We start from the raw sequence: 25,351 nt of genomic DNA, 5'->3' as shown, positions 1-25,351 counted from the left end.
GCATCGACGGTTTACGGCTTTCTTAGCCTGCAACTAACTCTTGCCTAACCTTGGCCTAAGACTGGCTTAAGTCGGCGCGGCAACGATGCCCCCATGCCGATGACCGCCTTCCCCTTGCCCGCCCGCACCCACGCCGCGCTCGACGCGGCCACCGATCCGGATTGGGTGCCGACCCTGCTCGGCCCCGACGACGACCGCCGGGTGGCCGAGGCCTTCGTCGCCCGCGTGTACCGCGAGCAGTTCGACGCCCACCTCGCCGAGTTCATGCCATGGCTGCTGGTCTTCCACGACCGCCAGGGCGTGCTGCGCGCCGCCGTCGGTTTGCGCCCCGCGAAGGGCCACCCCCTGTTCGTCGAGCAGTATCTGGACCAGCCGGCGGAACAGGCGGTCGCCGCGGCGCTGGGCCGCTGCATCGATCGCGATGCGATGGTCGAAGTGGGCGGCCTCGCCGCCTCCCGCCCCGGTGATGCGCGCCGCCTGATCCTCTGCCTCACCCGCGGACTGCACCGGGCCGGCCTGCGCTGGGTGCTGTTCGCCGCCACGCGCCAACTGCGCAACGCCTTCGATCGTCTCGGCCTGGCCACCGTCGCGCTTGCGCCTGCGCTGGCCTCGCGGCTGCGTCCCGGCGCGACCGATTGGGGCCGCTACTACGACACGTCGCCGACGCTCGTCTCCGGCGACATCGCCGCGGGCATGGCCTTCCTCGAAGCACGCGACGTCGCGGCGCCGATGCGCGGGGTGGGCACGTGAGCGCCGTCCTGCAGTCACTCGCCGATCGCGCCGCCCGCGACGTGCTGATGCACGACGGCGAGCAGGCGCTCACGGCCTCCGCCTTGCGCGATGCGGTGTCGCGCTGCCGCGACCAGCTCGAGACGCTGCCGCCGGGCGCGGTCGCCAGTCGCCTCGACAACGGCTTGGCCGCCGCCGTGCTCGATCTCGCCCTCGCGGCGAGCGCGCGCCCGCACATCGCCCTGCCGCCGTTCTTCACCGAAGCGCAGGCGGCGCATGCCGCGCAGTCGGCCGTGGCCATGGCCCTGCCTGCCGCGGCGGAATCGCCGCTGGACCGACTGCAGTGGCGGACGCTCGATGCCTCGCCTTGCGCCTTGCCGGCGGGCACCGCGATCGTCACCTACACCTCCGGCAGTACCGGCGCCCCGAAGGGCGTCTGCCTCGACCGCGCGTTGCCGGAGCGCGTTGCCGCTTCGCTGGTGCAGGCCATGGCCACCTTGGGCGTGCGCCGCCATCTGTGCCTGCTGCCCTTGGGCGTGTTGCTGGAAACGGTCGGCGGGCTCTATGCACCGCTGCTGGCGGGTGGCGAAGTGCATCTGCCCTCGCTGGCCACGGTCGGCCATCGCGGCAGCGCCGGCCTCGACCTGCAGGCCCTGCTGGCCACGCTGCATCGCCATGCGCCGGAGTCGATCATCCTCGTGCCGCAATTGCTGCAGGGGCTGGTGCAGGCGGCCGAAGCCGGTGCGGCCTTGCCGCGTTCGCTGCGGATGATCGCCGTCGGCGGCGCCCGCGTGCCGCTCAGCCTGCTCGGCCGCGCCGCGGCCCTCGGCTTGCCCGTCTTCGAAGGCTATGGCCTGAGCGAATGTGCCTCGGTCGTCGCCCTGAACCGCCCGGGCGCACAGCGTGCCGGCAGCGTCGGCCGTGCCTTGCCGCATGCGCGGATTCGCGTCGACGGCGAGGGCGAGGTGTGGGTCGACGGCCCTGCCTTCCTCGGCTACACCGGCGAGCCGCTGCGCGCTCCCGGTGCGTACGCGACGGGCGATCTCGGTGAGTTCGACAGCGAAGGCTTCCTGCACCTCCGCGGCCGCCGCAAGGCGATGTACATCACCGCCTGGGGTCGCAACGTCAGCCCCGAATGGCTGGAAAGCGAACTGGTGCAGCACCCGCTGATCGCCCAGGCCTTCGTCTGGGGCGAGGGCCGCGTGCAAGGCGCCGCCGTGCTGGTGCCGCGCCGCGCCGATGCCTCCCCCGCGGCGCTCGAGCGCGCGGTGGCCGAAGTCAACGCTGGCTTGCCCGACTACGCGCGCGTGGCCGCCGTGCTGCCCGCGGACGAACCCTTCACCGTCGCCAATGGCCTGCTCACCGGCAACGGCCGGCCGCGGCGCGAGGCGCTGATGCAGCGCTACGGCGCCGCCATGGTCGCCGCGCCCGATCCGCATGCGCGCACTGCCCTTTCTCCTCCTGTCCACGAGAGCGTCCATCCATGAAGACCTTCAGCCCGCTGCCCGAGATCGGCGGCTTCCACGCTCGCCTCATCGCGCAGAGCGCCGAGGCGCGCGCGGCCTTCCAAGCCCTGCTGATCCTCGGCGAGGCAGTGCAGGGCCGCGTCTCCCGCGAGGACTACATCGCCTTCCTCATCCAGGCCTACCACCACGTCCGCCACACCACGCCGCTGCTGATGGCCTGCGGCAGCCGCCTGCCGGCGCGCCTCGAATGGTTGCGCGAGGCCATCGCCGAGTACATCGAGGAGGAGGTCGGCCACCAGGAGTGGATCCTCGACGACCTCGAGACGCTGGGCGTGTCGCGCGCCGCCGTGCTCGAAGCCGGCCCCTCGCCGGCGACCGAACTGATGGTCGCCTACGCCTACGACACCATCCATCGCGGCAACCCGGTCGGCTTCTTCGGCATGGTGCTGGTGCTCGAAGGCACCAGCGTCGCGCTGGCGACACGCGCGGCGGATGTCATCGAAACCACGCTCGGGCTGCCGAAGAAGGCGTTCCGCTACCTGCGCTCGCACGGCAGCCTCGACGTCGAGCACACCGGCTTCTACGAAGGCCTGATGGACCGCCTGCACGAACCGTCCGACCAGGCGGCCGTGGTGCACGCGGCACGGATGTTCTACGGCCTGTATGGCGCGGTGTTCCAGGGCCTGCGCAACGCGCCCTCGCTGGCGGTGGCCGCTTGAACGGCGTCGCCGGTCGCGGCGTCCTGCTCACCGGGGCCAGCGGCGGCATCGGCCAATGCCTGGCACTGCGCCTCGCCGAGGCCGGCGCCACCGTGTACGCCGTCGGACGCCGTGCCGATGCGCTGCATGCGCTCGCGGCGCGTGCGCGTCCGGGCGCCATCCGTCCCGTGGTGGCCGACCTGGCCACGACGGACGGCATCGACGCGGTCCGCCGCGCGGTGGCCGCGGCGCCGATTCCGGTGTCGCTGCTGATCCTCGGGGCGGCGGATTCGCGTTTTGGCCTGTTCGAGCACAGCAGCGTCGTCGATGTGCAGGCCCAGGTCGCCACGAATCTCGTCGCACCGATGCTGCTGGTGCGCGCCCTGTTGCCCTCGTTGATGCGTCTTCCGGAGGCCGGTGTCGTCGGCATCGGTTCGACCTTCGGCAGCCTCGGCTACCCCGGCTTCGCCGCCTACAGCGCCAGCAAGTTCGGCCTGCGCGGTTTCCTCGAAGCGCTCGCGCGCGAACACGCCGACACCCCGCTGCGCGTGCAGTACCTCTCGCCGCGTGCGACACGCACGGCATTGAACAGCGTGGCGGTCGACGCGATGAACGCCGAACTCGGCGTGGCCGTCGACGATGCCGATCAGGTCGCCGCCGCTTTGCTCGAGGCCATCGAGGCCGGCACGCGCCGTCGTCAGCTCGGCTGGCCCGAGCGCCTGTTCGCCCGCCTCAACGGCCTTCTGCCCGAGCTCGTCGATCGCGCGCTCGCCAAGCAACTTCCCACCGTGCGGCGCTTCGCCCGCGCCGCCGCCCCCGTCGTTTCCGACACCGCCCTGGAGTCCCTCCCATGAATGCCTTCCGTCATCCCCTTGCCGTGGCGATCCTTGCCGGGCTGTTGCCTGTCACCGGACTGTTCGTCGCGACCTCCGTCCGCGCCGCCGACGCGCCCGCCGTGGCGTCCACGGTCGCCGCGAGCGAGGCGTCGACGGTCGCCGGGCTGCAGGCCCGCTGGGCCGAGATCAAGTACGGCATGGCCGCCAATGCGCAGGCCGCCGCGTTCGAGACGCTGGCGAAAGAGGCCGATGCCGTCGTCGCCGCACACCCGCGCGATGCCGCCGCGCTGACCTGGCGAGGGATCATCGAAGCCTCGTGGGCCGGCGCGAAGGGCGGGCTCGGGGCCCTCTCGCTGGTGAAGAAGGCCAAGGCCGATTTCGAAGCCGCGCTCGCCATCGACAACGCCGTCCTCGACGGTTCGGCGCACACCAGCCTCGGCAGCCTCTACTACCAGGTGCCCGGTTGGCCGGTCGGCTTCGGCGACGAGGATGCCGCGCGCGAGCACCTGCAGGCGGGCCTGCGGATGAACCCCGCGGGCATCGACAGCAACTACTTCTGGGCCGACTTCCTGCGCGACCAGGGCGACGATGCCGGCGCCGTGGCGGCCTTCCGCAAGGCCCTCGCCGCACCGCCGCGCCCCGGTCGTGAATCGGCCGACGCCGGCCGTCGCGGCGAGATCGAAGCCGCGCTGGCCGCGCTGGAGGGCTGACGCCTAGACTCCAGCCATGCGAATCCTGTTGGTGGAAGACGACGCCTCGCTCGGCGAGGGCCTTCAGACGGCCCTGCGCCGGGCGGCGATCGCGGTGGACTGGGTGCAGGATGGCGTCGCCGCGCTGACGGCCATCCGTGACGGTGGCTTCGACGCGGTGGTGCTCGATCTCGGCCTGCCGCGGATGGACGGCGTGCAGGTGATCCGCACCGCGCGGCAGGAGGGGCGCCGCGTGCCGATCCTCGTGCTGACCGCCCGTGACCGCGTCAGCGACCGCATCGAGGCGCTGGACCTCGGCGCCGACGATTTCCTCGGCAAGCCCTTCGACCCGAACGAACTGCTTGCCCGCCTGCGGGCGTTGCATCGCCGCGCGCAAGGGCAGGCCCAGTCCACGCTCTCGCACGGCGCGCTGCGCCTCGATCCGGCGACGCTCAGCGTGCACTGGCAGGGGCGCATCATCGATTTGCCGCGCCGCGAGTTCGCCCTGCTCCGTGCCTTGATGGAACAGCCCGGCCGCATCCTGACGCGCGATGCGCTGCAGCAGGCCATCTACGGCTGGGACGAGGACGTGGCCAGCAATTCGCTCGAAGTGCACGTGCACCACCTGCGCAAGCGGCTCGACGCCGACCTGATCCGCACCGTGCGCGGCGTGGGCTACACGCTGTCGGTGCCGGCATGAGGTCGGCGCGCCTTCTTCTCCTCGCCGCGCTGGTCGTCGTGGTCTGTGGCGTGTCGGCCGTGGCGGCGTTCTTCAGTTACCGCGAAGGCCGCACCGAGGCGGCCGAACTGTTCGACGCCAAGCTCGCGCACTCGGCCCGGGTGCTGTCGGCCCTCGTCGCGCCGCACGTCGAGGACCTGCCGCAGGCCGACGGCGCCCCGTCGCTGATCGAGGTGTGGCACGGCGACGCCGAAGGCCGGGGCGATGCCCTCGTGAGTGCCGACGGCCACGTTTACGAAACCAAGCTGGCCTTCCAGGTGCGCGATGCCGAAGGCCGGCTCCTGCTGCGCTCGGAGAGCGGCCCCGCCACGCCGCTGGCTGCGCTGGCATCAGGCTTCGCCGACGTCGAGCTCGAGGGCCAGCCGTGGCGCGTGTTCACGCTGCGCAGCCGCGAGGGCCTGTGGGTGCAGGCGGCCGAAGAGGGCGAGATCCGCGAGGAGCTCGCCACCGGCATCGCCCGCGGCACGCTGCTCCCCCTGCTTTTCGGCCTGCCCGTGCTCGTGCTGATGCTCTGGGTGGTGCTGGAGTTCGCCGCCCGTGGCCTCGCGCGCATCGTCGATGGCATCGAGCGCCGCGCCGGCCATGACCTGACGCCGATCGAGCCTGATTCCGTGCCGCTGGAACTCGGTGGTCTGGTGCGCGCCATCAACGGCCTGTTCGACCGCATGCGGACCGCGCTGGAGCGCGAGCGCCGATTCACGGCGGATGCCGCGCATGAACTGCGCACGCCGCTCGCGGCCTTGCGCGTCCACGCGGCCAACTGCCACGCCGAGGAGGACGCCGCGGCCCGCGACCGGCTGGCGGCACGCGTCGATCGCGCGCTGGTGAGGATGGAGCGCGTGATCGCGCAGATGCTCGACTTGGCGAGGCAGGAATCCGTGTTGCCCGGCGCTGCATTGCTTGGCCGCGGCGCGATCGACCTCGCGGCCCTCGTGCGGCGCGAGGCGGCGGAGCTCGGGGTCGCGGGTTTCGGGCGCGGCCTGCAGCTCGAAGTGACCGGTGACGAGCATGTCCCCGTGTTGGGCGACGAGATCGCCCTCGGCATCATGGTGCGCAACCTGCTCGACAACGCGTTCCGCTACACGCCCGACGGTGGCCGGATCCGCATCGAGGTCGGGACGCAGGGCGCTGGCGCGCTTCTGCGGATCGACGATTCCGGCCCCGGCCTGCCCGTCGAAGCCCGCGAGCGGGTGTTCGATCGCTTCCATCGCGAACTGGGCAGCGGCGCCACCGGCAGCGGCCTTGGTTTGTCGATCGTGCGCTCCGTGCTGGCGCGGCACGAGGGCACGATCACGCTGCGCGATTCCGAGTGGGGTGGGCTGGGCGTCGACGTGCGACTGCCCGGGGCCGCGGACGCGCTACCAGTGCAGCTGCAGGCGAAGTTCGGCGATGGTGGGGTTGTCGACCACGGCCGCGCCGCCGATCGGAGTGCGTTCCGTCCATAGCTTCACGACGTTGCCCATCAGCTTCAGGTGCGCGCCCAGATACGCGTTCGCACCGATCGTGAGCGCCCGGCCGCGGCCGCCGCGCACGGCACCGTCATCGAGATCGGCACCGTCCCAGCGCAGGGTCACCTGCCAGAGCCGCTCACCGGTTGCGGGCACGTTCGTGACCGGCACGCCGCCCTTGTAGCCGAAGCCAGGACCGCCCACGTTCCAAACGCCCTGCAATGCCCAGGCACGGGCGTCGAACGCCCGGCCGAGTGCCGGGGCCCCGGCCACGGCGTAGCGGTCGATGCGGGACTGGAACAGTTCTGCCTGCACGCGCCAGGTGTCTTTCATCCAAAGCGCTTCCAGCCCCAGCGTCTGCTGGGCATCGGTATTGGTGAAGGCGCCGGCATCCAGCAGGCGCACGGTGGCGAAATCCGCGTTCGGGCGCACCCTCACCCGGCTGCGGTCGCCGGGCGTGTCGGCCGATACCCACGAGGCGCCCAAGTGCAGCACCTCGCCATCGGCGTTCAGCGGCGACCACCACCCGCGCGCCGACCAGCCGCGCCCGCGGTTGAAGCCGCGGCTCAGTTCGCGCGTGAATCCGCTCGCCTGCGCGCCGCCGCTGCTGCCCTCGCGGGCCCAGCCGACGCCGAGGCGGCGACCCAGCGCGAACAGGTTGCCGGCCGTGTGCTTGCTGACGAAATCGTTGCTGCGCGTGCTGCTGAGTTCCTCGAGGCCGTTCGGCTGCTTGAACTGCCCCACCGTGACGCTGCCCAACGCGGTCTTCCAGCGCAGGTTCACGTCGAGCGCGCGCTCCGCCTCGGCGTCGTAGCCCAGCGTCCAGTCGACCACGCCGGCCTTGCCACGCCCCTTCAACACCAGTTCGGCGCGGCGGATGCCCTGCTCGCGATCATCGGGGCCGCGACCGTTGAGATCGGCACGGTCGTTGTCGAAGTCGTTGATGTCCCACTGCACCAGGCCTTCCAGGCCCACCTGCGCGCCGGCAAGATCGCCGAGCGGGATTTCCGCGCGGGCCACGGACGCGAGCCCCAGGCCCAGGGCGATGATCAGCGGCGTGCGTGACATGGCGGGCGTCCTCGTGGGGAAGGCACCCATCAAGTCACAAAAGTGCAACAAAAACTACATGGAAGGGGTCGGTGTCGTCGAAGGTTCCGCCGCCTCGGCACGCGCCACCTTGCTCGCCACCGTGAGGTCGGCGCTGACGTTGCCGACGGTGGAAAACACGTCGGGGATCAGGTCGACCGCAAGCAGCAGGCCCAGCGGTTCAACAGGCAATCCGGCGGCCTGCACGATCGGCAGGTTGGTGCCCATGAAGCTGGCCTGGCCCGGCAGGCCCACCGAGCCGAGGCTGATCACCACGGCCAGCGCGATGCACGTGGCGATCGTCGTGGCATCGAGTTCAATGCCGTAGGCCCAGGCGATGAAGCTCATCACGCCGAGGTACTGCGCCGGGCTAGTGATGCGGAACAGCGAGACCGCCAGCGGCAGCACGAGCGCGCCGATTTGCGGCGGGTAGCCGAAGCGTTCGTTCGACGCCTGCAGCATGGCTGGCAGGCTGGCCAGCGAACTCTGCGTGCTGGCGGCGACGACCTGCGCCGGGAGGATGGCGCTGGCGAAACGGCGCAGCGGCTCGCCGCCGCCGAGCGGCGCGAGCACGTACAGCGAGGCGGTGATCACGAGGTAGGTGGCGATCAGCACGGCCACGTGCACGCCCAGTGCGCCGAGCACGCTGCCGCCGGCCTGCACGGTGACGGGGAGGATCAGCGCGAAAACGCCGAGCGGACCAACCTTCAGCACCCAGTGCACGATCACGATCATCGCGTCGGCCACGCCCTGTGCCAGCGCCAGCACCGGTGCGCGGCGTTCGGCGGGGATGCGCGTCAATGCGAAGGCGAACAGCAGGGTGAACACCACCAGCGGCACGATGGCGCCCTGCGCGGCGGCGGCGATGGCATTGGTGGGCACGAGGGCGGCGAGGCTGGCGGCGACGCTGCCCTCTGGTGCGGCGACGGTGCCGGTGGCCGCGTGCAGGGCTTCGGTGAGCGCATCGCTGCGCGGCGCGAACGACAGCAGGAAGGGCGCGAAGAACGCGGTGAACACCGCCGAGGCCGTCGCGAGGCCGAGGATCCACGCCAGCGTGCGCCGCGCGATGCGCCCCGAGGCCGCGGCATCACTCGCCTGCGCCACGCCGACGATCAGCAGCCCCATCACCAGCGGGACGATGGTCATCTGCAGCGCATTGAGCCACAGCCGGCCAATGGGCTGCGCGATCGCGGCCGCGTGCTGTGCCGCCGCCGGTGCGGTCGCGTCGAGGACGAGGCCGAGGACGGCGCCGAGCAGCAGGCCGAGGAAGACCTTCGCGGCGCCGCTCATTCGTGGGCGTCCCGGCCGGCCGGTGTCGCACCGGCGGGGCCGGCATTCGGGTTGCCGCTGCCCGGTGCGGGCAGGTCCCACGCAGCCTGGAGGCGCGCATAGGCCTGTACCGGCAGCAGCACGAAGCGCGGCGTCGCGGCCGGGTCGAGCCAGCCGAGCAGCGTGGCCATGTCGGCGTCGGCCATCGCCGTGCAGCCAGCGGTGGGCACGTCCGGCCCTTTCCAGAGGTGGGCGAAGATGCAGCTGCCCGCGCGGTCGACGCCCATGGCGTTGTGCTCGATGACGAAACCAAGGCGATAGCGCTGGTCGCCGTCCTTGTGCAGGTCGCGGCGCATCGGTTCGGTGCTGCCTTCGATGGCTTTCGCGCCGACCTCGCGGGTATCGACGATGCGGTTGTAATCGGGCGAGCCCGGCACGTCGATGCACCAGTGCTCGCGCTGCATCGGCATGTACGCGAGGCGCGTCGAGGCGCTGTCCGCGTAACCGAACGCGGGGCCGATGGCGAATACGCCCGCGGGCGCGCGGCCGTCGCCTTCCGCCTTTCGCGGACCGTCGGTCTGCGGCGCATGAACGCCGAGGCCCCAAGCACTGCCGCTGCGACCCACCATCACTGGGAAGCTCGCGCCGACGGGTCGCCACGCACCGCCCGCGTCCCGCTCGAAGCGCGCGAGGCGGCCCTGCGGCGCGTCCCAGTTCGGCGTCAGCACGACGACGAGCTGGCGGGTGGCCGGGTTCGGCCAAGGGCCGTGGTCGACGTTGCGCGCGGTGTTGCGTCGGTCGGTGGCGTCGCTGGGGCGTGTGTCCTCGCGGCCCCCGAAGCCGGCGCAGCCGGAGAGCATGGCGAGGATCAAGAGAAGGGCGAAGCGGGGCGCGTATGTGCGGTGCATGGGGTCTCAATCGTGCGGCGCGACGATGCGCGCGCGGTTGGCATGGAAACGGGCGGCCGCGTCCGGTTGCGCGTGGAACACGCGCAGGAACAGATCGTCTAGGACGTGCTGCAGCGCGCTCTGGTAGACGAGGTCTTCGATCTGCGGTTGCGGATCGTGTGCGGAAACGACCAGCGTGGCATCCGCCACGGCGCGCAAGGCGCTGGCGCCATTCCGGCAGATCGCCACGACGCGGCCACCGAGCGCATGGGCCTCTCGGGTGGCCCGCAAGAACTCGGGCTGCGCGCCATGCTCGCTGACCAGCAGGATCAGGTCGCGCCGCTGGGCTGCCGATAGGCTGGCCAGCAGCGAGGCGGATTGCACGTGCGCGATGCAGCGTCGGCCCAGCAGCGCGACGCGTGCGCCGAAGCTGTGCGCTGCGTAGCCGTCAGCACCGGCACCGCCGACGAACAGCGTGTCGGCCTCGACGATCCACTGCGCGACCAGTGCGAGCGTGGCGGGCGGATTCAGCGCGCGCGTCTCCTCCTCGGACAATGCCTTTGCGTGCCAGAGCGCCTCGGCGCGGGCACTGTCTGGGTCCGGTGGCGCGACATCACCGGTCTCGGCATGGTCGCTGCCGGTGGGTTCGAGCGCCGACTCCCGGGCCAGGGCTTCGGAGATGGAGAGCTTCAGGTCGGGATAGCCCTTGAAGCCGAGGCGCTGGGCGAACTTCACCACGCTCGACTGGCTGATCTTCAGGGCGTCGGCGAGCTGCTGGCTGGAGTAGTCGCGCAGCAACTGGGCGTTGTCCAGGATGTAGTCGGCGATGCGACGCTCGATGGCCGACATCTGGCCGCGCTCGGCGCGCAACTTCAGCAGGGCGGTCATTGAGGTGGACATCGAGGCGCCTCAGTTCGGCAGCGTCTCGAGGCCCTGCACGTCGGTGACGCCCAGCCCCGGGGCTTCGGTGATGGCGATTTCGGCATCCTCGAAGCGTACGTTGCAAGCGACCGGGTTGAAACGCCCCAGCGAGGGGCCGTCGAGGTCGATCTTGGTGATGACATTGGCCTTGGCGACCGCGAGATGCACGGCCGCAGCCACGCCGATGCTGCCTTCGAGCATGCAGCCGACCATGCATTCGACGCCGTACAGGGCGGCGAGGTCGGCGATGCGGATCGCGTTTGAGAGGCCGCCCGTCTTCATCAGCTTGATGTTGATGATGTCGGCGGCGCGACGCTGGATGATCTCGATCACGTCGATGGGCGAGAACACGCTCTCGTCGGCCATGATCGGCGTCGTCACCCGTTCGGCGACGTACGTCATGCCGTCGATGTCATGGGCCTTCACCGGTTGTTCGACGAGCTCCAGAAGTACGCCGGCGTCCTCGAGTTGGTGCAGGGCGCGCACCGCCTGCTTCGGCGTCCAGCCTTGGTTGGCGTCGAGGCGCAACAAGGCACGCCCGGCCACCGCGGCGTGGATGGCCTTGACGCGTTCGATGTCGACACCGATGTCCTTTCCGACCTTGATCTTCAGGGCCGTGTAGCCCCGCTCCACTGCTGCGATGGCGTCGGCGACCATCTTGTCGATGTAGTCGACGCTGATCGTCAGGTCCGTGGTCAGCGTCGGTTCGCCGCCACCGAGCAGTCGGTAGGTCGGCGCGCCGTAGCGCTGGCCGAAGAGGTCGTAGAGGGCGATCTCGATGGCCGCCTTGGCGCTGGTGTTGTGCGCCATCGCGCCTTGCACGAGGGCGGTGAGGTGGTTGAGGTTGCCCACGTCCTCACCGAGCAGGCGCGGGGCGAGATGGTGCTTCCAGGCCTCGAGGATGGCGCCATGGGTGTCGCCGGTGATCATCGCGGTGGCGGGCGCGCTGCCCCAGCCGGTATGGCCGCTGTCGGTGTCGATCATGACCACGAGGTCGTCGATCGCGTCGACGGCGCGCAATGCGGTCTTGAACGGGGTCGTCAGCGGCACGCGCAGGCGGCCGTAGCGGAATCCGGTGATTTTCATTCGAGGGTGTCCGGGGGCAGGATCTGCTGGAGATGGGTGATGGCGTCGAGGTAGTCGCGATCCGCGTCGAAGCGCAGCGGTAGAAGCGGCGCAACGCTGACGCCATTGGTGGGGAGCGGACGGTCGACGCCGTCACTGCCGCGCGCACGGCCGCCGTGCGCGTCGTGGATGATCCAAGGCCCGTGTTCGTCGAATCCGACCACCATGACGACGTGACCCGGGAGGTAGATGAGGTCGCCGGGCTGCATGGCATTGACGGCGGCGCGGCGTTGTTCGCGCGTCCAGTCGGCCGGTATGGGCGTGTGCTTGGCGAAGGCTGGGCTGACGGCCTGGTCGCGGGTGTTGCGCGGCAACACGAGGCCGAGCGAACGATAGGTTTCGCTGACGAAGCCCGAGCAGTCGCGACTGCCGTAATCGTGGCCCCAGCCATAGCGCTCGCCGAGGAATCGGAAGGCTTGACGCAACAGGTTGGCGCGGGACGCGGGCAGCGGGCCATCGTGAGTCGCTTCGCCGCGCGGCAGCAGGGCGGTCATGGGCGCCAGCGCACCGTTGATGGCGCGGGTGGGGACCTCGACGACATGCGACGCGAGCGCGCCTTGGCCGTTGACCGGCTCGGACAGCGGCCAGTCGCGACGCTCGGGCAGTGCCACCCCCATGTCGAGCACCAGCCCCGACACCGCGGGGGCTTCGGGCGCGTGGGCGAGCCGCGCGATCGGTTCCAGCACGACTCGCGTGGCGCGCTGAGCGAAGCCGAGTGCGGTGGCGCGGTCGGTATGGGCGAGGGCGCCCTCGGGGATCCATGCGGCATACGTCGCCGCGATCACGAAGCGCCAGCGGCCATCGGCGCTGGCGTGCAGCACCGCCACCGGCGTTCCCGGGAATAGCGCCGACTCCTGGAAGCGGTCGATGTCGGTGTCGCCCGGTGCGCTGAAGACCCGCTCCAGCGTCGGAAAGGTCCGCAGCGGGGCGCGCTGCGTGACGAGCGCCCAGCCGAGCACGCGCGTGGCGTCGCCATCGAGACCTTCCAGGGCCAGGGCGGCCTGCCAGCGCTCCCGGTCGGCCGCGCCGGCGAGGCGGCCGTCGGCGAAGTAGCGCAGCGCGGTCGGCACGCTGGAGAGTCGCGTCACCCGCGTGCGGATGTCGGCCAGTGTCATCGCATCGGGCAAGGCCTCGAGGCGCGTCACCGAGGCCTCGCGTTCGAACAGGCGCACGTTGCGGGCGGTGATCTCGTCCGCATCAAGCAGCACGCGCTCGGCGTGCGGCCAGCGCGCGATCCAGTTTGCGGCGTCGAGTTTGGCTTCCGACCAGCCCGGCAGCACCACGTCCCGCGGCGGCGGCGAGGCCTGCGCGGGCAGCGGTGCCAAGGCGAGGAGGGCGAGCGCCAAGGCCCGCGCGTGCATGGATCGCATCTCAGTGCTCCATCAGTGCCGGCATGACGCTGGCCAGGGCGAGGCCGACGCCCGTGCCAAGCAGGTAGCCCAGGAGGGCGAGCAGGACCCCGAGCGGCGCCAGCGCCCTCGCATGCATGGCGGCGAGCAGTGGCGCGCTGGCAACGCCACCGATGTTGGCGAGCGACGCCACGCCGCACAGGGCAAGATCGAGCCTGAAGAGCCGCGCGGCGCCTGCCATCAAGGCCGCGTGCACCGCGAGCACCGTGAAGCCGGCCAGCACGAACCAGGGCGCGGCGGCGAGGCCCTCGAAGCTGCCTTGCGACGCGAGCGTCACGACCACGAGGGCCAGCAGGGCGCTGCCGCAGCCCTCCGCGCCGGGCAGCCGACGCAGCGGCGTCAGGGCCACCAACACTCCGGCGACGCTCACGGCCAACAGCGTCCACGTTGTGGCGTTCACCACGCCCCCTTGCGGGAGCAGCGCGGCCAACTCCCGGGCGCCCGCCCCAACGGCCAGCGACAGGCCCAACCACATCAGCACGTGCCCCGGCGCGGTGGCAGCCTCCGGTTCGGGAAGGAACCCCGCCACGGTCTCCGCACTGCCGCGGGCCTTCACCCAGGCATTGAAGCGCGGTGCGAGCGGAACGGTGGCGAACAGCACCAGCACCCACACGCTGTAGCAGAGTGCATCGGTGAGCAGGGCGAAGCTGAGCAGTTCCGGGGGCGTATCGATCGCTTGACTGACCGCCACGAGATTGGCGGTGCCGCCGACCCAGCCCCCGGCGACCGCAGCAAGTGGCTTCCACGCGTCGTCCGGCAGCACGCCCCGGAACAGCAGCGCCGCGACGATGAAACCGGTGGCGATCGTCGCCGTGGCACATCCGAAGGCCAGCAGCACCCTCGGACCAAGCGCGAGGATGGCGCGCAAGTCGCAGCGCACAAGCAGCAAGAACATCAGTGCCGGCAAGGCTTGCGTCATCACCTGCCTCTGCGTGGCCTCCACGGCCGCGCCCGTGCCCCACACGCCGAGCACCGCCAAGGCCGTGGCGAGGCCGTACGAAAGCACGATCGGTGGCAGCACCTCGAAAAGCCGAAGCGGCCATCGGGCAGCGATCACCGGACACAGGCCCGCGAGCACGAGCAGGGACGCGAGGAACGCGGCGGGTGAGTCCGTCATGCCGAGATAATAATTGCGCGAAAGAAAAAATTACAAGGAATAAAACATTGACGCCTCGATGACCCCGTGGTACTGCTGTGCCATCGCGGATCAGGGGATCGCACGATGGGATGGACGGGGGCAGCCAAGCGGTGTGCGGCCATCATGGCCGCTCTGCTGCTGTGCGTCGCGGTCCCTGGGGTGGCCAGCGACGAGTACCGTCCCGCCGATTCCGGCGAGCGGGCGCGACGCCTGGCGCTGGACTTCCCGCACGACGATGCGGCGTTGCGCCGCCAGCTGGACGCGCGACTCGCCGGCGTCACGGCCGATGACGTCGAGCGATGGGCCGCTAGCGGCGCCCTGGGGTGGACCGTCATCGATGGGCAGCGGCGGTGGTTCCATCGTGCCGTCGGGAATCTGCTGCTGCTCGCGCCCGATGCGGCGGCTCGGGTCAGGACGCCGTCGCGGACGGACGATGGCCCGTTGTACGCCCTGCACCCGATGCACGCCCGGTGGCGGGCCATGGCGGTCGAGGCGGCGGGGGCCGACGCCGAACGGCGCGTGATCGCGGTCGATCCGCAGGTGTTCGAGGTGACGCATACCGTCACGGTCGACGCCGACGCCGTGCCCAGCGGTGAAGCCTTGCGCGTCTGGATTCCGTTTCCACGGGCGATCGCTGGCGTCCAAGACCAGGTCGACGTGGTGGCCACCACGCCGGCGGGGGCGCGCCTCGCCTCCGAGGTCGTGCTTCAGCGCAGTGCGTACTTCGAGACCACGGCCGTCGCAGGGCGCGCCACGGTGGTGTCGATCACCTATCGGGTTCGAACCTACACCCGGGTCGCCCATCTCGATGCGGGAGTCGGCCTTGCCCTCTCGGTGGCCGAGCACAGCGACCTCGCCGAGTACTTGGCCGAGCGGCCGCCGCACGTGGTGTTTCATCCGGAACTCCGGGCGTTCTCTGCCCGCAGCATCGGCGACGCGACGGCGCCTGTGGATGTCGCGCGCCGGTTGTTCGATGCGGTTTCGGCCAAGCCTTGGGCCGTGGCGCGCGAGTACTCGACCGTCGACAACCTCAGTCTCCATGCGCTTCGCCAACCGCATGCCGACTGCGGCGAGAAAGCGATGCTGCTGATCACGCTGCTGCGGATAAATGGGATTCCGGCGCGCTGGCAAAGCGGCTGGCAGCTGTCGCCCGGCACGTTCGACACGATGCACGACTGGCTGCAGGCCTACCTGCCGCCTTGGGGTTGGGTGCCGCTGGACCCGACGCACGGCCCGCTCGCGAGCGACGACCCTGCGCTGCGCCACTTCTACTTCGGCGGTCTCGACGGCTTCCGAATCGCCTTCAACGACGACTGGGGTCGTGCGTTCGACCCGGCGAAGACACATCCGCGCTCCGAGCCGGTCGACGCCCAGCGCGGCGAAGTCGAGTGGCGCGGCGGGAATCTCTACTTCGACGTTTGGGACTACGACGTCCAGTGGCGCCGACTTTCGGCGCGTTGACCGCATCCATCCAACCGAGTGTCCAAGGGGGACCCGCCGTGAACCATCGCCACAACGAACGACGCCTGCCGCGTCACCGCCTGAGCCTTGCGCTCGCTGCGTGCCTCGCCGTGGCCGTCGCGCCCGCCGCTTTCGCCAACGACGGCGCGCTGGTGGGTCGCGTGACCGCGCAGGACGGTTCGCCCGTCACCAACGCCACCGTCACGGTGCGCAATCCGGCCACCGGGCTGGCGCGCAGCGTCGCCACCAATGCCAACGGCGAGTACCGATTCCCCTTCCTGCCGATCGGCGCCTACACGCTGGACGTCGACGGTCCCGGTGATGCCGATGCGCGTGTCGGGGAGGTGCGGATTGCCCTTGGCGCGGCGACGAACCTGCCGGTCAGCGTCGGTGCGACCACGCTGGCGGCGGTCGAGGTTTCGGGGGCGCGGCTGCCGTCCATCGACGTCGGGTCGGTGGAATCGGCGACCAACTTCACCGCCGACGACATCGCGCGGCTGCCCGTGGCGCGCAGCGCGACCGCCGTGGCCCTGCTGACGCCGGGCGTGAATCCGGGCGACCCGGACCTCGGCGGCATCTCGTTCGGCGGCAGCTCGATCGCCGAGAACACGGTGTACATCAACGGACTGAACGTCACTGACTTCTACAACCGCGTCGGTTTCAGCAGCGTGCCCTTCGCGTTCTTCCAGGAGTTCCAGGTCAAGACCGGCGGCTACTCCGTGGAGTTTGGCCGGACCACGGGTGGCGTGATCAACGCGGTGACCAAGAGCGGCACCAACGAGTTCCATGCTGGCGCGGAGCTGGTGTGGGAGCCCGCCTTCCTGCAAACGGCCGCGACCGATCGCTATGACGCCGCCGGCAACCCGGTGCGAATCGCCAGCTACGACCAGTCCGACCGCCTCAACGTCAACGGCTGGGCCTCGGGCGCGCTGATCAAGGATCGACTGTTCTTCTTCGCCATCTACGAAGCCCGGGACCTCGACACGGAAGCCACCAACAGTGCCGGCAACCGCTTCAATCTCGGCGGAACGGGGGACGATTTCTGGGGTGCCAAGCTCGACTGGCAGCTCAACGACAGCAACCTCGTCGAATTGCTCGCGTTCTCCGACAGCAACTCGACCGTCACCCGCGACCTTGCCTTCGATCTCGCCACGGGCGCGCGCGGGGCCTTCCTCGACCGCCGCTTCAGCTTCAGCGGCGGCGACAACCACGCCATCACCTGGACGAGCTACCTGACCGAAGGCCTGTCGATGAAGCTGATGGCGGGTGGGAACGAACGCGAGGCGCGCGCGTTCGCGCAGAGTGCGCTCGACTGCAGCCGTATCCGCGATCGGCGCACCGGCCAGGGCGGCCGCGACCTAGGCTGCACGGCGGCCGGAAGCCAGTTCGCGCGAATTGACGAGCGAGAAGCCCTTCGCGCCGATTTCGAATGGGCGCTGGGTGACCACCAGCTCCGCTTCGGCCTCGACCGCGAGACCAACACCTCCGACCACCGGCAGTTCTACCCGGGCCAGGACCGCCTTCTGTACGAGATCTACACCACCCGTCCGGGTGCCATCGTCAACGGGGCGACCATCCCCGACGGCGTGACTGGCTACGTGCGCACGCGCGAACTGGCCGTGGCGGGTGAATTCGAGACGCTGAACAACGCCTGGTACATCGAGGACAACTGGCAGTTCAACGACACGATGGTGCTGAACCTCGGCTTGCGTAACGAAGGCTTCGACAACAAGAACGGCGAGGGCGCCAGCTACATCAAGATCGACGACATGTGGGCCCCGCGCCTCGGGTTCTCCTGGGATGTCGATGGCGACGGTCGCAGCAAGTTCTTCGCCAATGCCGGCCGCTACTTCCTGCCAGTGGCGAACGTCATCAACATCAAGCAGGCCGGCGGCTTCCTCGATCGGCGCACGTTCTACGTGCTCAATGGCACCACGCCATTCACCTATAGCGGCAACACGTTCCAGCGGCCTGTCCTCGGGGCACAGCTCGGAACGGTGGACACGTCGCAGGGCGACGGCACCGTGGGCGACCTGCGGAGCGAAGTGGATGCCGACATGGATCCGGTGTACCAGGACGAGCTGATCGTTGGCTGGCAAGCCCAGATCGATGCCGACTGGTCCTGGGGCGTCCGCGGCATCTACCGCAAGCTCAACAACGCCATCGACGACATGGAGATCACGGCCACCGCGCAGTGCGGCGAGGACGGCGCGTTGGGCTTCGTGATGGCCAACCCCGGCGAGGTGTTGACCGTCTGGGGTGACAGCAACTGCGATGGCACCAACGACGCCTACATCGACATCGACACGTCGCGCGAAGGTTGGGCGCTGTACGACGACAATGGCAACTACATCGGCCAGCGCGGCTGGGACAAGCCACGCCGAACCTACAAGGCGCTGGAGTTCGTGATCGATCGTGCATGGGACGACCGCTGGGCGTTCAACGCGGCGTACACCCTGAGCTACAGCGAAGGCAATGCCGAAGGCCCGGTCAACTCCGACACTGACTTTGCGGATGCGGGTCGCACCGAGGCGTTCGACAATCCCTCGGTGAACCTCAACGCGTTCGGTCCGTTGCCGAACGACCGACGCCACCAGCTGAAGTTGCGTGGAGCGTATGCGATCAACGAGCAGTGGGAACTCGGCGGCACCTTCAATGCCAACTCCGGCCGACCGATCAGTGGCCTTGGCGTGGCCGCCCCGGGCGACGATACGGCGTTCTACAGCTTCTACACCTGCGTGCGGAACTGCACCGGCACCGACCCGCAGTCGTCGCGCGTCTACGAGCTGGTGCCGCGCGGCGGCTTCGGCCGCACGCCGTGGCTGTACGACGTCGGGCTGAGCGTGGCGTGGACGCCGGCGCTGGCCCTCGGGGACCTGCGCGTCGAGTTGGCGGTCTTCAACCTGTTGAACTCGGAGCGCGTGACGCAGGTCGATGAGATCCGCGAGAGCGACATTGGTTCGCCGAACGACGACTTCCTCGCGCCGACGGGCTGGCAGGGTGCGCGCTCGGCCCAGCTGACGGTCTCGATGAAGTTCTGATGGACGCGCGAATGGACGACGCGCGGCGCATGGATGCGCAGGCGTGGCAGGGCGTGGATTGGGTCGGTCTGGCCCACGCCCTGCCCACGCCCTTCTATGCCTACTCCGCGCCGGCGCTGCGGGCGCGGGTGGCGAGGCTGCAGGCGGCGTTCTCGCCCCGGCCCACGCTGATCGCGTACGCGGTGAAAGCGAACGGCAACCTGGGCCTGCTTCGGCTTCTGGCCGAGGCGGGTCTGGGCGCCGACATCGTTTCGGCGGGCGAGCTGGCCCGCGCGCGGGCCGCCGGCATCCCGGGTGAGCGCATCGTGTTCTCCGGCGTCGGGAAGACGGCCGAGGAGATGCGCCAAGGCCTCGAGGCCGGCGTGCGCCGCTTCAACGTCGAATCGCGCGAGGAGCTGGAGGTGCTCGACGGCGTGGCGCGCGCGATGGGGCGCATCGCCGACGTGGCGCTGCGCATCAACCCCGACATCGACGCGGGCACCCACGGAAAGATCTCCACCGGCCGGGCCGGCAATAAGTTCGGTATCGATCTTCCGGAGGCGCGAAGGCTGTTTTCGGAAAGGGCGACGTGGCGGGCCCTGCGGATCGACGGCCTGCACATGCACATCGGCTCGCAGATCACCGATGAAGTCCCGCTCCGGCGCGCGGCGCACTCGATGGTCGACTTCGCCCGGGAAATCCGCGCCTTGGGCGCCAGCGTGCGCAGCCTGGACTTCGGCGGCGGGCTTGGCGTGCCCTATCGCGAGGGGCAGGCGACGGTGCCGGTCGAGCACCACGCCGCCCTGATCCGCGGCGCGCTGGCGGCCTTCGATCCGCACTTCGATGGCGACTGCATCATCGAGCCGGGCCGCTGGCTGGTGGCCGAGGCGGGCGTGCTCGTGACCCGCGTGCTGCGCGTCAAGCGCGGTGCCGATCGCGAGTTCCTGATCCTCGATGCGGCGATGAACGACCTCATGCGCCCCGCGCTCTACGACGCCTGGCACGACATCGTGCCGCTGGTGTCCGGTCGCCCGATGGCAAGCTACGATGTCGTCGGACCCGTCTGCGAAACCGGCGACACCTTCGCCACAGCACGTGATCTGCCGGCCTGCCGCGCGGGCGACCTCGTGGCCATCCTTGGGGCCGGTGCCTACGGGGCCTCGATGGCCTCGACCTACAACAGCCGCCCCTTGGTGGCCGAAGTACTGGTCGACGGCCCGCATCACGCGCTGCTGCGGCGGGCGCAGTCGATCGAGGCCTTGCTGGCGCAGGACGAGGGCGAGACCGTTTGGGCGGTCTCGCCCCGTGCCACGGTGCGCCGCGCATGAGGCGCCGTAGGCTGGTTGCGCTTGCGGCGGGCCTTCTGGCCACCGCCGCCATCGGCGCGCCGGCAGAGGTCGGGCTCGATCGCCCCGCCCTCGACCGCGCGGTGGACGCCGTTCGCGCGCACTACGGTGTCCCCGGGTTGGCGGTCGGCATCGTCCGGGACGGCGAGGTGGTCTACACGCGGACCGTCGGCGAAGCCGTCGCCGGGTCGGGACTCGCGGTCGATGACGGGACGATCTTCAAGATCGCGTCGAACTCGAAGGCGTTTACTACCGCTTTGTTGGGGCGCCTCGTCGATCGCGGCGTCCTCGGTTGGCAAGATCCGGTCGTGGCACACCGCCCGAACTTTCGCATGGCCGACCCTTGGGTCACGCGCGAGATGCAGGTGCGCGACCTGCTGATCCACAACAGTGGCCTGCGGCCGTTCGCGGGTGACCTGATGTTGTGGCCTGAACCCAATGCCTTCACTCGTGCCGATATCGAAGCCGCGCTCGGGCACCTGCCTCTGGTGTCGAGCTTCCGAAGCCAGTACGCCTACGACAATGTGCTTTACCTCGTGGCCGGCGAGGTGGCGGCCTCGGTCGGCGGTGCAAGCTACGAGACGGTGCTGCAGCGCGAGTTGTTCGAGCCCTTGGGGCTCAACCGCTGCCGTGCGGGCGCATGGTCGCGGCTCGACGACCGCAACGTCGCACAGCCGCACCAGCGCTTGGAGGGCGTGGTCCGGGTGGTCCGTCCCGACCCGGCGCGCATCGAGGCCGCCACGGCGAACGCCGCCGGCGGCCTTCGCTGCAGCTTGGGCGACCTGTTGCGCTGGTCGTCTTTCTGGCTCGACGGGGGCGATGCCCGGCTGTCGCCGGCGCAACGCGCGGCGATCTGGACGCCGCACATCGCGTTGCCGCTCTCGGAGCGTCAGCGCCGATGGGACAACGCCCATTTCCACGCCTATGGCTACGGCTGGCGGCTCTCCGACATGGACGGCCAGCTGAAAGTGGCGCACACCGGCACCCTCGCGGGTGCGATGAGCATGATCGTGCTGCTGCCCGAGAGTGATGCGGGTGTCGTGTTGCTGATGAACCTCGACGATGAAGGGGCCCGCCAGGTGCTGATGCAGGTCCTGGTCAAGGCCATCACCGACCCAGAAGCGGGTGTCGACGCGATGGCGTGGGTCGCGGATTGGGACGCCACGGTGGCCGCGACACCTGGCGACGCCAATCCCCCGAGACAAGATTCGTTGAGCGGGCGTCGCCCGGCCACCGCGGAGGACCTCGGTGACGTGATCGGCCGCTATCGCAGCCCCTGGTTCGGAGAGGTGTCGCTGTGCCCCCGCGGCACGGGGGTCGGCTTCGCCAGCGCCCGTTCGCCGCGCGTCGCAGGCACCCTGTGGCGGGTCGGCGAAGGTCCGGAGGCACCGATCCACCTCGTGTTCGACGACGCGAGCGTGGGGGGGGATGTGCGACTAGCATTCGATGGCGCACTCACGCTCGAGCCGATCGACGCCGCCGATGAGAATGGCTTCGAGGACCTGACGCTCCATCGCGAGGGCGATTGTGGGCCCGCTGCAGCTTCCCAACCGCCACCCGTCTCCACCGCCGCGACCCCGGCGGAGGCCGGGATGATCCGCATGCGGGCCTTGTCGCCCTCGCTGGTGCATGACATCCGCTACGCCACGCGGCACAACTTCACCGGGCGTCGGGTGCCGGGCTATCGCCGTGGCGAATGCCTGCTGCTTCTGCCGGCCGCGGAGGCGCTGGCACGCGTCGAACGACGCCTTCGCGCCGACGGATTCGGATTGGTCGTGCACGACTGCTACCGCCCGGTGCGTGCCGTGCAGGCCTTCGTCGCGTGGGCGAAGAGCACCGATGAGCGCACCAAGCCCGACTACTACCCTGGGCTCGAGAAATCTGCCCTCGTGCCCGACTACATCGCGGAACACAGCGGCCACAGCCGGGGCGCCACCGTCGACGTGGCCCTCCTCGATTGCCGCGCGAGCGCTTGCACCCCGGTCGATATGGGCACGCGCTTCGACTTCTTCGGGCCGGAAGCGCACACCGGATCGCCCGAGGCTGAGCCTGTCCGCGAGGCGCGACGCCGCTTGATCGACGCCATGGCGCTCGAAGGCTTCGTGAACTATCCGCTGGAGTGGTGGCATTTCAGCTGGCGCGCCGGCCCGGTGCCGGATGCCGCCTACGGATTCGACGTCGAATGAGTCTTCCCAAGCGCCCTGCGGCGGTGGCCGATGTCGCCGTGGTCGGCATGGGCATCGTTGGCCTGTCCTGTGCCTGGCACCTGCGGCAGCGGGGTGCCAACGTTTTGATGGTCGACGCGAAAGGGCCCGCCGGCGAGACGTCCTTCGGCAACGCCGGTTCGATCTCGGTCGGCAACCTCATGCCTCAGGCCACGCCGGGCATTGTCGGCAAGGGCTTGCGAATGCTCCTCGATCCCGACGCGCCGCTGAAGCTCGACTGGCCGGCGCTCCCGACCTACGCGCGATGGCTGCTCGATTTCGTGCGTGCCGGACGACGCAACGCGGTACTGCCGGTCGTCGACGCGCTTCACGCGATCAACCACGCCTCGCGCGCGGCCTGGCTCGAGCTGGCGGCGGCCATCAACGCAATGGACCTCGTCGACCCCAGTGGTTACCTGCATGTCTATGCACGCGAGGCGAGTTTCGAAGCGGGGGCCTGGGAGCGTGCGCTCATGCGCGACCGCGGCGTGGCGTTCGAGGTGCTGGACGCCCGGCAGCTGCGTGAGCTCGAACCCGACATCGGCGCCGACTTCGAGCGTGCGGTGTTCCAGACCGAAGCATTGGCCATGCGCGACCCCGGCGGCTTCTGCCAGCGTCTGCATGCGGCGCTCGTTGCCGACGGTGTCGAGGACCTTCGGACGCGCGTGATCGCCCTTCAACGGCGGGGCGACGCCTGGGTGCTCGACACCGCGGCGGGTCCCGTGGCCGCCGCCCAGGTGGTGGTGGCGGCAGGCGCGTGGGCGCCGCGCCTTCTCGCCCCGCTGGGCCTCGTGGTGCCGGTCGTGCCCGCGCGTGGTTACCACCTGATGTTCGCGCCGCAGCCCCGCGCGGCACGCCGACCGACGCTGTGGGCCGAGCGCTACATGGTGATGACGCCGATGAAAGCCGGTGTGCGCGTCACCAGCATCAAGGAACTCACCGCGCTCGATCGTGCACCGCGCTTCGGATTGGTCCGGCGGCTCGTCCCCGCCGCGCGAACGCTGTATCCGGCCCTGCAAGGCGAGCCCTCGCGCGAATGGGCGGGGTTCCGGCCCTGCACGCCCGACTCGCTGCCGATCATCGATGCGGTCGATGGCTTGCACCTCGCCCTCGGGCACGGCCATCTCGGGTTGACCCAGGGGCCTGTGACTGGGGCGATGGTGGCGGCCCGCGTCGCGGGTGGCGTGCCGGCGGTCTCGCTATCGCCCTTCCGGCTGGGCCGGTTCCGGCCCCGGTTCGGGACGTCGACGTCCCGCTGAGCGTGCACGGTTGCAGCGTCGGCGATTGCGCGACATTCACGCGGCCTTCGTCACGTTCGCTTTTTCGTCATCGCCGCGCCTGCCCACCGTGTCCACTGCCTACTCCCGCATCGAGCGCATCGCCCGCGCCATCCCCGACCCGGTGCTGCTGTTCATCGGCTTCTACGTGCTGGCGCTGGCCGCGGCTGCCCTGCTCGGGGGCACCACGTTCTCCACCCTCGGACCGAACGGCCCGGTGGAACAGAGCGTCAAGCCGATGCTCGCCACCGAGCACGTCCGCTGGATTTTCGACAATGCGCTGCTGGCCAACTGGCTGGGCTTCGGCAACGGCGTGCTGGGCGTGATCCTGATCGTGACGCTGGCCATCGGCGTGGCCGAACACGCCGGCCTGCTCGGCGCGTTGATCAAGAAAGCCGGCCGCCAGGTGCCCATGCGCTGGATGCCGCTGTTGCTGGTCTTCCTCGGCATCATGAGTTCGCTGGCCACCGACGCCGGCTACCTCGTGCTGATCCCGCTGGCCGGCCTGCTCTATGCCGCGTTGGGGCAGAACCCGCTGATCGGCATGGCCGCGGCGTTCGCCGGCGTGTCGGCGGGCTTCAGCGCCAACCTGATCCCCGCCACGCCGCCGGACGTGATCGTGGGCCTCAACGCCAAGACGTTCGCCGAGGCCCAAGGCGTTCCTTTCGCCAGCGCCGACGGGACGCCCCTCAACGCGGCCACCATGAACTACTTCTTCATGGTGGCGTCGACCTTCCTGCTCGCTGTCGTCGGCGCGTGGGTGACGAAGCGCTTCGTCGCGCCGAAGCTGAGCCTGCAGCCGTGGACGAAGCCTGCCGACCTCGACCTTGGCGAGTTCACGCTGACCGAGTCCGAGCGTCGCGGCCTTCGCGCCGCCGCTTGGACCACGCCCGTGGCGTTGGCCGTGATCGCCGGATTCGCCTACGGGCCGCTGGCCTCGTTCACAGGTGCGGACGGCCGCGAGGTCCACCCCTTCCTCAACAACGTGATCCTGTTGATCTCGTTCTACTTCGTCGCCGTCGGCATGGCCTTCGGCTTCGCGAGTGGCAAGTTCCGCGCGCTCTCCGACGTCGTCGAGGCGATGACCAAGCAGGCCAACACCACGGGTTACATCCTGGTGCTCACCTTCTTCTCGTACAACTTCCTCGGCCTGCTGACCTACAGCGGCCTGGGCGCCTACATCACCTATCTCGGCGCGCAGGGCCTGCTGGGCCTGGGCCTCGCCGACAACCCGGTGCTGCTGCTGATCGGCTTCATCCTCACGACCACGCTGATCAACCTGTTCGTCGGTGGCCTGACTTCGAAGTGGCTGCTGCTCGGCCCGATCTTCGTGCCCATGCTCTACCAGGTGAACCCGCAGATGACGCCGGACCTGGTCGCCGCGGCCTACCGCGTGGCGGATTCGTCCACCAACATCGTGACGCCGATGATGGCCTACGCCGGCATCATCCTCGCCTTCATGCGGCGCTATCGCCCCGACCTCACCATCGGCGACATGATGCTCATGATGGTGCCCTACTCGGCCTGCTTCCTCGTGAGCTGGACCGCCCTGCTGCTCGCGTTCTTCCTGTTCGGGATCCCGCTGGGGTTCTGAGCCCCGTCG

At 70.0% G+C, this 25,351-nt stretch carries 20 protein-coding genes; 13 read left to right on the top strand and 7 right to left on the bottom strand.

Annotated features, from left to right (window positions below):
- The first annotated feature begins 93 nt into the window (after positions 1-93).
- The 7 genes from O9280_RS08320 to O9280_RS08290 are packed head-to-tail and all read left to right on the top strand — an operon-like array spanning position 94 to position 6,602.
- Positions 94-750, top strand: coding sequence for a thermostable hemolysin (locus tag O9280_RS08320; protein WP_298341089.1), 657 nt, complete (start codon positions 94-96; stop codon positions 748-750).
- Positions 747-2,216 (top strand): AMP-binding protein, encoded by a 1,470-nt coding sequence (locus O9280_RS08315; protein WP_298341087.1) that lies wholly within the window; start codon positions 747-749, stop codon positions 2,214-2,216. The genes O9280_RS08320 and O9280_RS08315 overlap by 4 nt, the downstream gene beginning before the upstream one ends.
- Entirely contained in the window at positions 2,213-2,914 is a 702-nt protein-coding gene (locus O9280_RS08310; protein WP_298341085.1) for an iron-containing redox enzyme family protein, read from the top strand. The genes O9280_RS08315 and O9280_RS08310 overlap by 4 nt, the downstream gene beginning before the upstream one ends.
- The gene (locus O9280_RS08305; RefSeq protein WP_298341083.1) at positions 2,911-3,747 is read left to right on the top strand and encodes an SDR family oxidoreductase; all 837 of its coding nucleotides are present in this window, start codon (positions 2,911-2,913) and stop codon (positions 3,745-3,747) included. The genes O9280_RS08310 and O9280_RS08305 overlap by 4 nt, the downstream gene beginning before the upstream one ends.
- The gene (locus O9280_RS08300; protein ID WP_298341081.1) at positions 3,744-4,439 is read left to right on the top strand and encodes a hypothetical protein; all 696 of its coding nucleotides are present in this window, start codon (positions 3,744-3,746) and stop codon (positions 4,437-4,439) included. Before O9280_RS08305 ends, O9280_RS08300 begins: the two co-directional genes overlap by 4 nt.
- Before the next feature lie 16 nt (positions 4,440-4,455).
- Entirely contained in the window at positions 4,456-5,118 is a 663-nt protein-coding gene (locus O9280_RS08295) for a response regulator transcription factor (protein ID WP_298341079.1), read from the top strand.
- Positions 5,115-6,602 (top strand): ATP-binding protein, encoded by a 1,488-nt coding sequence (locus O9280_RS08290; protein ID WP_298341076.1) that lies wholly within the window; start codon positions 5,115-5,117, stop codon positions 6,600-6,602. The genes O9280_RS08295 and O9280_RS08290 overlap by 4 nt, the downstream gene beginning before the upstream one ends.
- On the opposite strand, the gene O9280_RS08285 is transcribed toward O9280_RS08290, so the two are convergent.
- Genes O9280_RS08285 through O9280_RS08255 form a run of 7 tightly spaced genes read right to left on the bottom strand, consistent with a single transcriptional unit; the run spans position 6,516 to position 14,419 of the window.
- The gene (locus O9280_RS08285) at positions 6,516-7,673 is read right to left on the bottom strand and encodes a porin (protein ID WP_298341074.1); all 1,158 of its coding nucleotides are present in this window, start codon (positions 7,671-7,673) and stop codon (positions 6,516-6,518) included. The genes O9280_RS08290 and O9280_RS08285 overlap by 87 nt on opposite strands.
- Positions 7,674-7,727: 54 nt before the next feature.
- On the bottom strand, positions 7,728-8,981 hold the full coding sequence (locus O9280_RS08280; protein ID WP_298341072.1) for a cation:dicarboxylase symporter family transporter: 1,254 nt from the start codon (positions 8,979-8,981) through the stop codon (positions 7,728-7,730).
- Entirely contained in the window at positions 8,978-9,868 is an 891-nt protein-coding gene (locus O9280_RS08275) for a L,D-transpeptidase family protein (protein WP_298341071.1), read from the bottom strand. Before O9280_RS08275 ends, O9280_RS08280 begins: the two co-directional genes overlap by 4 nt.
- 6 nt (positions 9,869-9,874) lie before the next feature.
- The gene (locus O9280_RS08270) at positions 9,875-10,747 is read right to left on the bottom strand and encodes a MurR/RpiR family transcriptional regulator (protein ID WP_298341069.1); all 873 of its coding nucleotides are present in this window, start codon (positions 10,745-10,747) and stop codon (positions 9,875-9,877) included.
- A 9-nt stretch (positions 10,748-10,756) separates the two neighbouring features.
- Positions 10,757-11,854, bottom strand: coding sequence for a dipeptide epimerase (locus O9280_RS08265; RefSeq protein WP_298341067.1), 1,098 nt, complete (start codon positions 11,852-11,854; stop codon positions 10,757-10,759).
- Positions 11,851-13,263: an SH3 domain-containing protein gene (locus O9280_RS08260; protein WP_298341066.1), complete on the bottom strand. Its 1,413-nt coding sequence runs from the start codon at positions 13,261-13,263 to the stop codon at positions 11,851-11,853. The genes O9280_RS08265 and O9280_RS08260 overlap by 4 nt, the downstream gene beginning before the upstream one ends.
- Position 13,264: 1 nt before the next feature.
- Complete coding sequence (locus O9280_RS08255; RefSeq protein WP_298341065.1) at positions 13,265-14,419, bottom strand: DUF819 family protein; 1,155 nt, start codon at positions 14,417-14,419, stop codon at positions 13,265-13,267.
- Positions 14,420-14,563: 144 nt separating this feature from the next.
- On the opposite strand from O9280_RS08255, the gene O9280_RS08250 reads away from it, so the two are divergent.
- The 6 genes from O9280_RS08250 to O9280_RS08225 all read left to right on the top strand — a co-directional run bounded on the left by O9280_RS08250 (position 14,564) and on the right by O9280_RS08225 (position 25,342).
- On the top strand, positions 14,564-15,901 hold the full coding sequence (locus tag O9280_RS08250) for a transglutaminase domain-containing protein (protein ID WP_298341063.1): 1,338 nt from the start codon (positions 14,564-14,566) through the stop codon (positions 15,899-15,901).
- Positions 15,902-15,939: 38 nt separating this feature from the next.
- Positions 15,940-18,942 (top strand): TonB-dependent receptor, encoded by a 3,003-nt coding sequence (locus O9280_RS08245; RefSeq protein ID WP_298341061.1) that lies wholly within the window; start codon positions 15,940-15,942, stop codon positions 18,940-18,942.
- Positions 18,942-20,249: a diaminopimelate decarboxylase gene (lysA, locus tag O9280_RS08240; protein ID WP_298341059.1), complete on the top strand. Its 1,308-nt coding sequence runs from the start codon at positions 18,942-18,944 to the stop codon at positions 20,247-20,249. The genes O9280_RS08245 and lysA overlap by 1 nt, the downstream gene beginning before the upstream one ends.
- Positions 20,246-22,453: a serine hydrolase gene (locus O9280_RS08235; RefSeq protein WP_298341057.1), complete on the top strand. Its 2,208-nt coding sequence runs from the start codon at positions 20,246-20,248 to the stop codon at positions 22,451-22,453. The genes lysA and O9280_RS08235 overlap by 4 nt, the downstream gene beginning before the upstream one ends.
- Positions 22,450-23,730, top strand: a complete 1,281-nt coding sequence (locus O9280_RS08230; protein WP_298341055.1) for an FAD-binding oxidoreductase — start codon at positions 22,450-22,452, stop codon at positions 23,728-23,730. Before O9280_RS08235 ends, O9280_RS08230 begins: the two co-directional genes overlap by 4 nt.
- A gap of 88 nt (positions 23,731-23,818) precedes the next feature.
- Complete coding sequence (locus O9280_RS08225; RefSeq protein ID WP_298341053.1) at positions 23,819-25,342, top strand: AbgT family transporter; 1,524 nt, start codon at positions 23,819-23,821, stop codon at positions 25,340-25,342.
- The last annotated feature ends 9 nt before the right edge of the window (positions 25,343-25,351 follow it).

Origin of the sequence: Silanimonas sp. (genome assembly GCF_027531545.1) — a bacterium.
GTDB lineage: Bacteria > Pseudomonadota > Gammaproteobacteria > Xanthomonadales > Xanthomonadaceae > Silanimonas.
Note: the sequence above shows the minus strand (reverse complement) of the source record. Positions and strands in the feature narration are given on the sequence as shown.

Coding starts and splice junctions, on each gene's coding strand:
- O9280_RS08320 (WP_298341089.1), top strand. CDS start 94: ATGCCGATGACCGCCTTCCCCTTGCCCGCCCGCACCCACGCCGCGCTC.
- O9280_RS08310 (WP_298341085.1), top strand. CDS start 2,213: ATGAAGACCTTCAGCCCGCTGCCCGAGATCGGCGGCTTCCACGCTCGC.
- O9280_RS08300 (WP_298341081.1), top strand. CDS start 3,744: ATGAATGCCTTCCGTCATCCCCTTGCCGTGGCGATCCTTGCCGGGCTG.
- O9280_RS08295 (WP_298341079.1), top strand. CDS start 4,456: ATGCGAATCCTGTTGGTGGAAGACGACGCCTCGCTCGGCGAGGGCCTT.
- O9280_RS08290 (WP_298341076.1), top strand. CDS start 5,115: ATGAGGTCGGCGCGCCTTCTTCTCCTCGCCGCGCTGGTCGTCGTGGTC.
- O9280_RS08285 (WP_298341074.1), bottom strand. CDS start 7,673: ATGTCACGCACGCCGCTGATCATCGCCCTGGGCCTGGGGCTCGCGTCC.
- O9280_RS08280 (WP_298341072.1), bottom strand. CDS start 8,981: ATGAGCGGCGCCGCGAAGGTCTTCCTCGGCCTGCTGCTCGGCGCCGTC.
- O9280_RS08275 (WP_298341071.1), bottom strand. CDS start 9,868: ATGCACCGCACATACGCGCCCCGCTTCGCCCTTCTCTTGATCCTCGCC.
- O9280_RS08270 (WP_298341069.1), bottom strand. CDS start 10,747: ATGTCCACCTCAATGACCGCCCTGCTGAAGTTGCGCGCCGAGCGCGGC.
- O9280_RS08265 (WP_298341067.1), bottom strand. CDS start 11,854: ATGAAAATCACCGGATTCCGCTACGGCCGCCTGCGCGTGCCGCTGACG.
- O9280_RS08260 (WP_298341066.1), bottom strand. CDS start 13,263: ATGCGATCCATGCACGCGCGGGCCTTGGCGCTCGCCCTCCTCGCCTTG.
- O9280_RS08255 (WP_298341065.1), bottom strand. CDS start 14,419: ATGACGGACTCACCCGCCGCGTTCCTCGCGTCCCTGCTCGTGCTCGCG.
- O9280_RS08250 (WP_298341063.1), top strand. CDS start 14,564: ATGGCCGCTCTGCTGCTGTGCGTCGCGGTCCCTGGGGTGGCCAGCGAC.
- lysA (WP_298341059.1), top strand. CDS start 18,942: ATGGACGCGCGAATGGACGACGCGCGGCGCATGGATGCGCAGGCGTGG.
- O9280_RS08235 (WP_298341057.1), top strand. CDS start 20,246: ATGAGGCGCCGTAGGCTGGTTGCGCTTGCGGCGGGCCTTCTGGCCACC.
- O9280_RS08230 (WP_298341055.1), top strand. CDS start 22,450: ATGAGTCTTCCCAAGCGCCCTGCGGCGGTGGCCGATGTCGCCGTGGTC.